The sequence below is a fragment of the Sphingobacterium phlebotomi genome, assembly GCF_008180195.1.
Taxonomy (GTDB): domain Bacteria; phylum Bacteroidota; class Bacteroidia; order Sphingobacteriales; family Sphingobacteriaceae; genus Sphingobacterium; species Sphingobacterium phlebotomi.
Window position 1 is genome coordinate 499,484 of the sequence record NZ_VTAV01000002.1, and the last position, 12,603, is coordinate 512,086.

Here is a 12,603-nt window from a genome sequence, read left to right on the forward strand (position 1 = left end):
AAATGTATAAAAATTATGATATACTCACGCCGTTTTGCAGGCGTTTGAAACCTAGATTGTTCGTTATGAAACTATCCTTGATCTTAATGTTTGTAGGCACGCTGCAGGTTAGCGCATTTACGTTTGGTCAAAAAGTTACGCTTAGCAGGAAAAATGTAAAACTAACTGCTGTTTTGAAGGATATCCAGAAACTAAGCGGATATAATATCTTTTACGATAAATCTATCATTCCGGCAAATGCTTCGGTGGATTTGCAGGTGAATGATGTACATGTCGAGAAAGTCCTTGACGGACTGCTGGAAAAGTTTCATATAGGATATAAACTGGTGGACAAGAACATCATATTGATGCGAAAGGGGGATCCTTCGATGACGATCACCGGTAACCTGATGCCAGATCAAGAAAAAATAGTGAAGGGTAATGTCACGAATCGTGTCGGCGAACCGCTGGTGGGGGTTACCGTTTCGGAAAAAGGAACGGCTAACAGTACGATGACCGATGAAAGAGGCAATTATACCCTCCGTATGGAAGGGGACGCTGCGATATTGCATTTTTCGTTTGTCGGATACGAAGACCAGGAAATAAGTGCTGGAAACAGAACGGTAGTCGATGTGGTGCTAAACAATCGAACGGATGAACTTGATGAAGTCGTTGTGGTGGGGTATGGCACGGTACGGAAGGCAGATTTAACAGGATCTGTAGCGCAGGTAAAAGCTCGGGAAGTAAATGCTTTTCCGAACGCCAGCGCGTTGCAGGCCCTCTCTGGCCGTGCTTCTGGCGTACATATACGCCAGAGTTCGGGTGCTCCAGGTCCAAGTATATCCGTTCGTGTCCGCGGCGGAAATTCCATTCAGGGAAGCAATGAACCGTTGTATGTCATCGACGGATTTCCCATAGCCGGCTCCAATCCCTCTATAGTCAATACCGCTGATATAGAAAGTATAGAGATTCTAAAGGATGCATCGGCTACGGCGATATACGGTTCACGTGGTGCCAATGGTGTCGTGATCATTACGACAAAGAAAGGAAAAGAAGGACGTACCGACGTGTCGTTTGAAACCAGCTACAGTTCGCAGCAACTCATCCGTAAGCTAGATCTTATGAATGCAGCGGAATACGCACGGTTCTACAATGCACAAGCGATAAACGATAATGTGGCACCTTATTTTACAGAAGAGGAGATCAGCGGATTTGGGGAAGGTTTTGACTGGCAGGATTTTGTTTTTAGGAGGGCGCCGATGACGACGGCTGCGCTTGGTATAGCTGGGGGAAATGAGAAAACACAGTTTTCCATAAATGGTAGTTTCTTTGGCCAGGATGGTATCATTAAAGGGAGTAATTACCATCGTTATTCGTTGCAAAGCAGCATTGATCATAAAGTCAACGATAAGATTTCCGTAGAATTGAATACCGTCCTCTCGCGTCTGACGACAGAGCGACGTGATAATGGCGGGGGGAACCGGGGTAATTCTATGATTGCGGCGGCAATTTCTGCTCCTCCTACCCTGACGCCTTATAATGAAGATGGTTCGTACAGGATACTTCATACAGCTTATCCGTTTTTGGCAACAGATCTGCGCAATCCCATCAACTGGATTAATGAAAGAACGGACGGGACGAAGGCTAACGTCGCGCTCATCAATGCCGCGGCATCTTATCGGATAACACCCGACCTATTGTTGAAGATCGCTGGAGGATTGGAAAACCGCGATGACCGATCAGATAGTTATACATCGACCTTGTTCTTTGACAGTCCAGGACGGGCAACGGTGTCCACCGTCCAAGAAATGAGTCTGCTGAACGAAAACACATTGAATTATAGCAAGACGTTCAATGATAAACATAACCTAGCGGCGGTAATGGGTATCACGTATCAAAATTTTACAAATACCTTCGTCAGTGCCGGAGGAACGGATTTTCTTTCTGATATCTACGGGAGCGACAATTTGGGCGCAGCGGGCACGCCAGGTGTACCCGGATCAGGGTACATCAAGTCGGCATTAATTTCTTTCTTGGGACGCGTCAATTATAGTTATGATGACCGTTATCTCGCCACCGTAAGCTTTCGTCGTGACGGATCCTCGCGCTATTCACCGGGAAGCAAATGGGGGAATTTCCCCTCAGCGGCGCTTGCGTGGCGTATTTCAAATGAGAGTTTCATGGATAATATTACGGGAATTTCGGATCTCAAGCTGCGGACCAGCTGGGGGCTTACCGGTAGCCAGGCCATTGATCCGTATACGACCCTTAACTTACTTTCCCCAGGTAAAACGATATTTAATGATGAATATTTCAATACGGTCGGTCCCTCAACACGGCTGCCGAATGACTTGACTTGGGAAACTACCGAGCAGTTTGATCTCGGAGCAGATGTTGGCATCCTGAATAATAGGATCTTGTTAACCGCGGATTATTATGTAAAGAATACGCGCGATTTGCTGAGTGATGTACGGCTGCCCGCTTCTATGGGCTATACGACAACTATCCGTAATGTGGGCAAGGTACAAAACAAAGGCGTTGAGTTCGGTATAGAAGCAAGACCTTTCGAAGGTAGTTTTACGTGGAATATAAACGCCAATATTGCTTTCAATAAAAACAAAGTAATCAGCCTATACAACCACGAAGATGTGCTGCGGGATAATATCGGTATGGTCATTGTAAGCGATGCCACCAGCATATTGAGAGAGGGACGGCCTGTTGGGCAGTTTTGGGGTTACATAGAGGATGGTTACAACGAAAATGGGGATATTCTTTTTCGCGATGTCAATCAGGACGGTAACATCACATCTGCTGACAAAACATATATTGGAGATGCTAACCCCGATTTTACGTATGGGTTTAATTCCGTGATGAATTATAAGAACTTCGAATTTTCGTTTTTTCTTCAGGGAACTCATGGGAATGATATTTTCAATGCGAGCTCTATTACGAATACCATGGACTATGGCTTCGGTCTAAATATGCCCAAAACGGTGTATGAAAACCATTGGACGATCGATAATACCGATGCTGACTATCCGCGGATCAGCAGATCGACACCGGTAAGAGTGTCGGACCGATTTATCGAGGACGGATCATTTTTGCGGCTCAAAAATATATCGTTGGCTTACAATCTTCCGTTGCAAGCATGGAATACTACTAAATTACAACGGCTGCAGGTGTATGTGAGCGGGCAGAATCTACTTACGCTGACCAATTATTCGTGGTGGGATCCGGAAGTAAATTTTCGGCTTGACCATAATAGCTACCCGTCGGCAAGATCGGTTACCTTCGGTATCCGTGCCGGATTTTAACTTTTTTACAGTTTATAGGATGAAAAAATTGAAATTAAATACGATGAAGAGATTAATATTCACGTTGGGTATATTGGCACTTTTTGTAGCGTGCGAAAAGGCCCTCGAAGAAACACCCAGACAGATCTCGGAGGAGAATTTCTATAATACGGCAGAAGAAGTGGAAGCCGCGGTGAATGCGATTTATAATCCGTTGCGTAAAGACCTCCTGCCGAACTATATTGCTACGTTAGAGTGTCATTCGGACTGGATGTATGGTCGTGGCAGTTGGGCTCCCCTGAGCAATTACCAGGGATTGGATGATGCGAATATAACACGTATCCAAGGTTTTTGGGATGGGTTCTACCTAGCGATCAGGAACGCAAACCTGGTTGTCTTGAACGCAGCGGAGCGGGAGGAGTTCGGGAAATACGTTGCCGAGGCAAAATTCCTGCGTGCTTTTTCCTATTTTCAGTTGGTAAGAAATTGGAGCGGTGTACCGCTGCGTACGGAGGAAACAATGGAAGAAAAGGATCTTTCACGTAGTACAGAAGAGCAAGTCTATCAGTTGATTCTGGATGATCTGACAACAGCAACAATATTGCTGCCGGAAGCCGCTTCGGTTAGTGGCCGACCGACTAAATGGGCCGCTAAAACACTACTAGCGGATGTATACTTGCAATTGGAACGCTATAGCGAAGCGGCAGAGCTGGCCAGCGAAGTTGTCCAGGCAGGTTTTAGTTTAGTCAGCGTGAGTGGACCTGAAGACTACCAGTATAGAATTTTTGGACCGGATATCACCGGTAGCACCGAGGAGATTTTTGCGCTAAAGTATGCACGTCTTCCCTCGCAGGGCAATTACATACTGTGGATATCCAACCACCCCAGTACCAAATTGCTCACCGCAGATGGTACAGGAGCTTATGCCGTTCATGGCGACGCGACCAACGCGAATTATATCGAGTGGAATAACGACGATATCCGCAAGCAGCTCTGGGACCAGATCGACTTCGGCTTGGGGCCTAATACGCTGGTCAGTTCAAAGTATGTGGATCCGGATGCGCTTGATGCGAATACCGCAGGAAACGACCTACCTATATATCGGTTATCGGATGCTTTGCTGATCTTTGCTGAGGCATCTGCAAAAGCGGAAAATACGGTTAGCACGGCAGCCATGGAAGCACTGAACAAAGTGCATCGGAGGGCTTACGGCTATGCACCGAATGAACCAGCTACGGTTGATTACGACCCTGCCGATTATGACAGCGAGACCTTTGTGGATCTCGTCATACAGGAACGGGGATATGAATTCCTATATGAAGGGAAGCGTTGGTTGGAACTGAAGCGGACTGGAAAGCTGGATGAACGCATTCAACATGGTAAAGGGAAATCGATCGTTCAAAAGCATTTACTTTGGCCGATCCCTCTTTCTGAGACAAATTACAACAATGCAATTGACCCGGTGACTGATCAGAACCCGGGATATTAACAAGCTAGAAACCTTTAAAGGAATGGACAAAATGAAAAGAAGATCAGCGATAGCCACATTGGGAGCAATCTCCTTAGGATTGACTACACCTCGATTGCTCAAAGGGGAGGTGCTACAAGGCCCGCGTATAATCAAAAAAGAAATGCTCACTACCGATATCCTTGTGATCGGTGGTGGCACAGCAGGCGTGATAGCTGCAGTGCAAGCCGGAAGGGCGGGGAAGAAAACCATTTTGGTCGAAAACGGAAGTATGTTGGGCGGTACTACCACGACGGGTGGGGTCGCGTTTCCTGGTATTTTCTTCGCTTGGGGCAAGCAGGTTATCGGTGGTATAGGCTGGGAAATGATTCAGGAAGCAGTCGCGTTGAACGATGATAAATTACCCGACTTTTCCACGCCTCATGGTCGCCAACATTGGCGTCATCAAGTGCGTTTAAATGGTCCCCTTTATGCAATGGTAATCGAAGACAAATGTGTGGAGGCGGGCGTGAGTCTTCGATTTTACGAAACGCCGGTAGCAATCGTGCCACATAAGAATGGTTGGAAAGTAACTACGATCGGAAAAGGAACGCAAACCGAAATTGTTTGCAATCAATTGATTGATTGCACTGGAAATGCGCTTGCAGTCTCCTTGGCGGGATTTAACTTGCTGCGGGAGAAAGAGACACAGCCGGGCACGTTGATGTTCCGTATTGGTGGATATTCCATGGATCAACTCGATATGAAACGGATTAAGGATGAATTTAATGCCGCGGTCGATCGTGGCGACCTTATTAAAGGAGAGTTTCTAAATGTTGAATCTTTGCTTCGTAACGCAGGTGATAATGTGCAGCACATCGCAAGCGCAGATGCCACCACGTCTGTATCGCACAGCATTGCAAACATCAGCGGGCGGGCATCGCTGCTTAGAACACTGAAGTTTCTTCGGACGTTGCCCGGTTTAACGGGTTTAAAGGTGTTGGATATGCAGAACGAAACAGCCGTCCGTGAGACTTATCGCATTGATAGCATCTACCAGATTACACACGAAGACTACGTCACCGGTAGAGTTTTTGAAGATTCGGTTTCTTATTCTTACTATCCTATAGACCTACACGACGAACAAGGAGTAATTCCTAAACACCTTGAAGAGGGGCGGGTCGCATCCGTACCGTTAAGGTCACTGATTCCGAAAGGGAGCCGGAATTTGATCGTCGCTGGTCGTAGTGTCGGGAGTGATCGTTTGGCAAATTCAGCTTTACGCGTCCAAGCTTCCTGTATGGGTATGGGGCAAGCTGCAGCGGCTGCTGCGGTATTGGCAAACACGCAGGGTAAAACACCTGCGGAGGTAACGATGTCGGATTTGACGGAATTATTGATGCAACATGGCGCCATCGTACCGGGAGGATAGTCAGAAAGGGTGAAATTATGGTCATACGGTTCTTAGAAACGACGTTTATTGTACTGCTTTTTTTATATGGGACTACCTCTACTTTTGGCCAGCGCAGTCAGGAAACAACACGTTATTTCGCACCACCTACTCTGCCGCAAAATGTTTCTGATGTCAATAAAATACTTATAGATACCGGTGAAGCCTCCACTCCAAAAGATACCCTTTTTCAGTTGTTGACTGCACGTGGCACTCCGATATCGTATTATCGGAAGATAAATACGGAAGTCTGCTTTGATGAATCTTGTCGATTGCTGCGCGTAAACCTGTATTGGAATGTGACGGGTCGATACCTTGGTTTTGAACTTCCTCCAGCGGAATTTTTAAGCAAAGCGGAGCATGAACCTTTCCATGAACAGGAATACCAGCAATTGCATACCATATTGGCCGATAGTCTTTCGCCCATTGGCGACTTCGATTACCAAAAGTTGGTTCCGGAGAACACTACTCCTGAACGGGTAGATGGTGTAACCCGTCCCACATCCAAGGATGTACTGCAGTATGTGGTAAAAGGGGCAGTCTTTACTACGCACACGATGTGGAACCTGGTTTATGGCCAGACGCGGAAGGATGTTGAACATGCAACTGAAGCGGCACTGAATCCTCGTTTTCTACTGGATATACTGAAGAGCCACGATGCCTGGGATAGATATTGGGCCTTGGATAGAATGCATATGTTGCCAGATGTTCCACCGCAAGTGAAAGATAGGGTGATTAGTTTTGTGTGCGATAGTTCCTATAACCTTGCATTACATGCCCTAACTGTTTTACCAAAGGATTGGGGTGAAGATTCCGCTGCCCAACAGGCGTTATGGTTGACATTTGACTGTGTACTACCGGCATTGAAACCAAAGGTGATGGAGAAACTCAGCACATACGAAAAATTAAACAGATCGATTTTGCTGGATATCGCTGACCGCTTGCCAACAATGTACGGTCCCGTATTGAATGCCGCACTGCAGTGTCTACGGAAGTACCTTCCGGAAGAACCGGAAATTCTTCAGCGTGTAACCGCATTGCTTGATCATAACAATCCATATATAGTGAAGCAAATTAAGAAATTCCTTCAAGAAATTCCTGCGAATGATTAATTTGCGAAGATTCAAATCGAAGGGCAAGCTCCGAAAGAACTTAAAATAGGCCAAAATTAATCTGATAAAGAAAAACCCCGTATGAAGACGAAACAAATATGTTTACTACTATTTTTTTCTATTATATTATTTTCTAACCGAATAGTGGCCCAAGAATGGAAAGGCAAGTGGATTGGATTAGCGTCTCAAGATACAAGTTTGATCAACATCTGGGCTGGCTTTCGGAAAGATTTTCACATCGATAGATTGCCCAAACAAGCGATAGCAAAGATTGCAGTGGACAGTAAATATTGGCTTTATGTCAATGACGAACTTGTCGTATTCGAGGGTGGGTTAAAAAGGGGGCCTAATCCAAATGACACCTATTATGATGAAGTGGATATTAGCAAATCTCTTAAGAAAGGGAGCAATACTATAGCAGTCAAGGTCTGGTACTTTGGGAAACATGGTTTTTCGCACAATAGTAGTGGTAAACTGGGGCTTCTGTTTGATTTGCAGAGCGATAATTTTGAACTTTACAGTAACAAAAGCTGGCTAGTCAAACGGTTGGTTGAATACCAGTCCGCTCCAGGTAAGGAACCTAATTTCAGATTGCCTGAGTCCAACATTCTGTACGATGCCCGTGTGGCGGATATGGGTTGGTTTAGCCGCAAGGGAGATGTGACTTCTTTTGAGCCAGCGGTGGAGGAAGGTATTGTCGGGTCTGCGCCATGGAACAATCTCGTTAAACGGCCGATTCCGCTATGGAAAGATTTTGGCCTGAAAACATTTCATCCCCAGGACGTCGTCCGAAATGGAGATACCGTCATCTGCAGGCTGCCATACAATATGCAGTTCACCCCATATTTTGACATGGAAGCCAATGAAGGAGACTCGATCAGTATCGTTACAGATAACTATTTGTATTATAACGGTTCGGCCGAAAATATACGTGCAGCATACGTCGCCAAAGATGGTCGTCAGCAGTATGAAAGCCTGGGATGGATCAATGGACATGTATTGTACTTCATCGTTCCCGAACATGTCAAGATAAATCAATTAATGTATCGCGAAACGGGCTACGATACAGAATTCGCCGGATTTTTCGAATGCTCCGATCCCTTTTTCAATAAGCTTTGGCAAAAAGCTGCTCGTACGCTATACATAACCATGCGTGACACCTATATGGATTGCCCCGACCGTGAACGGGCGCAATGGACGGGTGATGCGGTGCTTGAAGCTCAGGAAGCTTTTTATGCGTTGACTCCTTCTTCTCACGCGCTGGCCAGAAAGTGGCTGTATGAGCTAATTGGTTGGCAAAAAGTGGATGATGTTCTGTTTTCCCCGATTCCTGCTGGAAATTGGGATAAAGAACTCCCCGATCAGGCACTTGCAAGTATTGGTTATTATGGGATTTGGATGTACTATATGCATACAGGCGATAAGCAGGCAATCGTAGATCTTTATCCGGCTATCCAAAAGTATATTTCGCTTTGGGAGAAGGATAAAGATGGTTTGGTTCTATTGCGGGAAGGGGGATGGCAATGGGGCGATTGGGGGGAGAATAAAGACATGCTATTGCTCTATAACCTATGGTATTATCTAGCTTTGAAAGGAAGTTATCTGATGGCTGATGAAATGGGCTATAACGGGGATATGCTCCAGATTGGGGAGGAAATGAAACGGTTTAAGCAAGCCTTCAATCAGCGGTTCTGGAATGGGAAGGAATACCGAGATCCCTCCTACAGCGGCAAGACAGATGATAGGGTACACGCTTTGGCAGTTCTCGCCGATATTGCTGATAAGGATAGATATGATCTTATTTTGGATGTCTTTTCGAAGCAGGAGCATGCGAGTCCTTATATGGAGAAATATGTGTTCGAGGCGATGTACAAGATGAGACAACCTGTTTTAGCTAATGCCCGTCATAAAAAACGTTTTGCCGAAATGGTCAACAATCCTAACTTTACCACGCTTTTCGAAGGTTGGGGTATCGGTAAGGATGGGTATGGTGGAGGTACCGTAAACCATGCCTGGAGTGGTGGAGGGCTTACCATCATGTCGAGTGAGGCTTGTGGCATCAAGCCATTAGAACCGGGGTATAAAACATTCTCGGTGACGCCCCATTTAGGTGATCTGTCGTATGCCAAAACCAAGGTTCCATCGATCAAGGGCGAGATAGCGAGTTCTATCAGCCGCTCTGCTGATCAAATGGCGGTAAAGTTCAATGTTCCTAAGGGTACAACAGCTCTTTTCGAACTTCCTTTCGAGAAGTATAAATCTATTCTTATCAATGGAATTCCTGTGGACGAATCCATAGAAAAAGGAAAAATAGCGGTAGGAAATTCGGATAGACAATGGATAATTCCCGAAGGAAAGTGGGAAATTAAAATAAGTATCTAATTCGTAATCCCTATCTTTGCTAAAAAACTAAACAACACGAATGAATAAATTAAAACTCTTACCATTTTGTATCGTCGTTGCAGCAGTAGTCGTGGGTTGCCAAGAGGCGGACAACATCCAAGATGAAAACAATCCATTACTGTCGACTTATGATACACCATTCCAAGTTCCGCCATTCGACAAAATTAAGGATGAACATTTTCGACCCGCATTCAGGGCTGCTTTAACGCAGCACAACGAAGAAATTGATACGATTATAAACACCGCAGACGATCCTACTTTTGAAAACACCATCGTCGCATTGGAAAATGCCGGGAGTGTATTGGGAAATGTTTCGCGTATATTCTTTAATCTAAATTCGGCGAACACCAATGATTCTATTCAGGCGATCGCGAAAGATATGGCTCCGGTATTGTCCGCACATGGCGACGAGATTTCCTTAAACGAAAAGCTTTTTGCACGTGTGAAGAACGTATATGATAGCCGCGACTCTTTACAGTTAAATGCAGAAGATGCCAAGTTATTGGAAGAAACCTATAAAGGATTTGTCCGCGCCGGTGCAAATCTTTCGGAAAGTGATAAAGAGAAGCTGAAGAAGATCAATTCCGAATTATCCGTGTTAACGAATGACTTCGGACAAAATCTGTTGGCAGAGACCAATGCGTACGAATTGGTCGTGGATAATGAAGAAGACTTAGCTGGACTTCCTACGGCTTTAAAACAAGCTGCCGCTGATGAAGCTAAAACCAAGGGGAAAGAAGGAAAATGGGTTTTTACGCTTCAGAACCCATCGGTGATGCCTTTCTTACAGTATGCCGAAAACCGTGAGTTGCGTAAAGAAATTTGGAATGCCTACCAAATGCGTGGAAACAACGGCAACGATAATGACAATAAAGAAATCCTGCTTAAAACGGCAAATCTTCGTTTAGAGAAAGCAAAATTATTGGGTTATAGTTCGCACGCTGCGTATGTATTGGAAGAAGCGATGGCAGAAAATCCGACAAACGTGTATGCTTTGTTGAATAAAATATGGACACCTGCATTAGAAAAAGCAAAAGCTGAAGCAGCCGACATTCAAAAGGAAATTGAAGCCGCGGGAGGAGATTTTCAAGTAGCACCATATGACTGGAGATATTACCAAGAAAAAATCCGTAAAGCAAAATATGCGTTGAACGAAGAAGAAATTAAGCCTTATTTCAGTTTAGCAGCAGTACGACAAGGTGCTTTTGATACCGCCAATAAATTGTACGGATTAAGTTTTGTAGCATTAAGTAACGTGCCTACTTACCACGAGGAAGTGGAGGTATATGAAGTAAAAGATAGAGATGACGAGCATTTAGGCTTACTTTATGCTGATTTCTTTCCGAGAGAATCGAAAAGAGGTGGTGCCTGGATGACGTCCTACCGTTCACAAAGTACAAAAGATGGAGAGCGTGTAGCTCCCGTTATTTCTATTGTTTGCAACTTTACCAAGCCTGTGGGAGATGAGCCTGCTTTATTAACATTTGATGAAGCCACTACGCTATTCCATGAGTTTGGACATGCTTTGCATGGGCTGTTATCGAATGTAAAATACCGCAGTTTAGCGGGTACGGCCGTATCGCGCGACTTCGTAGAACTACCCTCGCAGGTGATGGAAAACTGGGCTGCAGATCCGGAGGTATTGAAAACGTATGCCAAACATTTTAAAACTGGGGAAGCTATTCCAGATCCGTTGATTGAAAAAATGGAACAGGCCGGAACCTTTGATCAGGGATTTGCAACAGTGGAATATGTTGCAGCTTCTTTGTTAGATCTAGATTATCACGCGACTACAAAGCCTATCGAGGGCGATGTGAATGCGTTTGAAGCAGCCGGTATGCAAAAAATTGGATTAATTGATGCCATTATTCCGCGCTACAGAAGTACATACTTCCAGCATATTTTCTCTGGTGGATATTCTGCAGGTTACTATGCCTATATTTGGGCAGAAGTATTGGATTCCGATGCTTTTGCAGCGTTCAAAGAAAATGGGCTATTCGACCAGGCTACAGCTACTTCTTTCCGTGAGCATATCTTGGAAAAAGGCGGTACAGGTAACCCGGCCGAAATGTACAGACAATTTAGACGTAAAGACCCTGATCCGGTTTATTTGATGAAAAAACGTGGATTGAATTAGCGGGCCGATATATTCGCCGATTTCTATAAAAAAGTTTCTCTTAGAGCCGCTAACTAATATGGTAGCGGCTCTTTGTGATTATTGTGCTCCTGTATGTAGGGTATAATATTGTTTTTTACAGCTGTATTGGGGATAGTTATATCGTCTTTCCGTAATTTCCGCTCCGCGATGAAAAACTCCATAACGGCAATTAAAATAAACAAATAACCGTAGAGCTCTAGGCATTCTTCAGCAGCATTTTTCACCCCTCGGAAATAATGTCCTTCCATTACAGCTTCCCAGAATATCCTACGGCCAAATAATCGGGAAAATATATACGTGGTGATAATACCGGATGTAAGCAGACCGGCTGAAAAGGTATGCCGGTAGCGATTAAGCTGCACAACAAAAGTCTTCCAATTTCGGATAACGAGATACAATGTTGAGATTAGGATCGCCAGAACAGGTATAAACCAAGACGTTTGACCAATTAAATTTTCAAAGTAGACATCCTGTTCGCGAATGAAGGATACGCTGGTAAAAGCAAAAAGTAAAAGGGCAAGATAGGATCTTGGTTGGGGTCGCCTATAGATAACAAAAAGCAAAATACTCGATATGAGCAAAAAAATACTCTGCATATATTCGGTATAGGAATTTTCTGAAAACTTCGTGTCTATAGAGCCTGTCTGAGCATCGAATCGTATAAGTTCCGCTATCAAGAAAGCGGATAAAGCATAAATAAAGAAGCGAACACCTTGACGTATAATCGGAGTTGTTTTTAGCGGTATCATTGTATGTGAATT

At 44.7% G+C, this 12,603-nt stretch carries 7 protein-coding genes; 6 read left to right on the forward strand and 1 reads right to left on the reverse strand.

Going from position 1 to position 12,603, the window contains the following annotated elements; genetic code table 11:
* Positions 1–65 precede the first annotated feature (65 nt).
* The 6 genes from FXV77_RS06185 (at position 66) to FXV77_RS06210 (ending at position 11,821) form a co-directional block, all read left to right on the forward strand.
* The gene (locus FXV77_RS06185; RefSeq protein ID WP_148918322.1) at positions 66–3,293 is read left to right on the forward strand and encodes a TonB-dependent receptor; all 3,228 of its coding nucleotides are present in this window, start codon (positions 66–68) and stop codon (positions 3,291–3,293) included.
* Between the two features lie 43 nt (positions 3,294–3,336).
* The gene (locus FXV77_RS06190; RefSeq protein WP_148918323.1) at positions 3,337–4,761 is read left to right on the forward strand and encodes a RagB/SusD family nutrient uptake outer membrane protein; all 1,425 of its coding nucleotides are present in this window, start codon (positions 3,337–3,339) and stop codon (positions 4,759–4,761) included.
* Positions 4,762–4,792: 31 nt separating this feature from the next.
* Positions 4,793–6,151, forward strand: a complete 1,359-nt coding sequence (locus tag FXV77_RS06195; protein ID WP_187444027.1) for an FAD-dependent oxidoreductase — start codon at positions 4,793–4,795, stop codon at positions 6,149–6,151.
* 17 nt (positions 6,152–6,168) lie between these two features.
* Positions 6,169–7,281, forward strand: a complete 1,113-nt coding sequence (locus FXV77_RS06200) for a hypothetical protein (RefSeq protein WP_148918325.1) — start codon at positions 6,169–6,171, stop codon at positions 7,279–7,281.
* Positions 7,282–7,362: 81 nt separating this feature from the next.
* The gene (locus tag FXV77_RS06205; RefSeq protein WP_148918326.1) at positions 7,363–9,663 is read left to right on the forward strand and encodes an alpha-L-rhamnosidase-related protein; all 2,301 of its coding nucleotides are present in this window, start codon (positions 7,363–7,365) and stop codon (positions 9,661–9,663) included.
* Between the two features lie 40 nt (positions 9,664–9,703).
* Positions 9,704–11,821 carry a M3 family metallopeptidase gene (locus FXV77_RS06210; protein WP_148918327.1) on the forward strand — a complete coding sequence of 706 codons (2,118 nt, stop codon included), beginning with the start codon at positions 9,704–9,706 and terminating at the stop codon, positions 11,819–11,821.
* A gap of 53 nt (positions 11,822–11,874) precedes the next feature.
* On the opposite strand, the gene FXV77_RS06215 is transcribed toward FXV77_RS06210, so the two are convergent.
* Positions 11,875–12,591, reverse strand: a complete 717-nt coding sequence (locus tag FXV77_RS06215) for a hypothetical protein (RefSeq protein WP_148918328.1) — start codon at positions 12,589–12,591, stop codon at positions 11,875–11,877.
* Between the last annotated feature and the right edge of the window lie 12 nt (positions 12,592–12,603).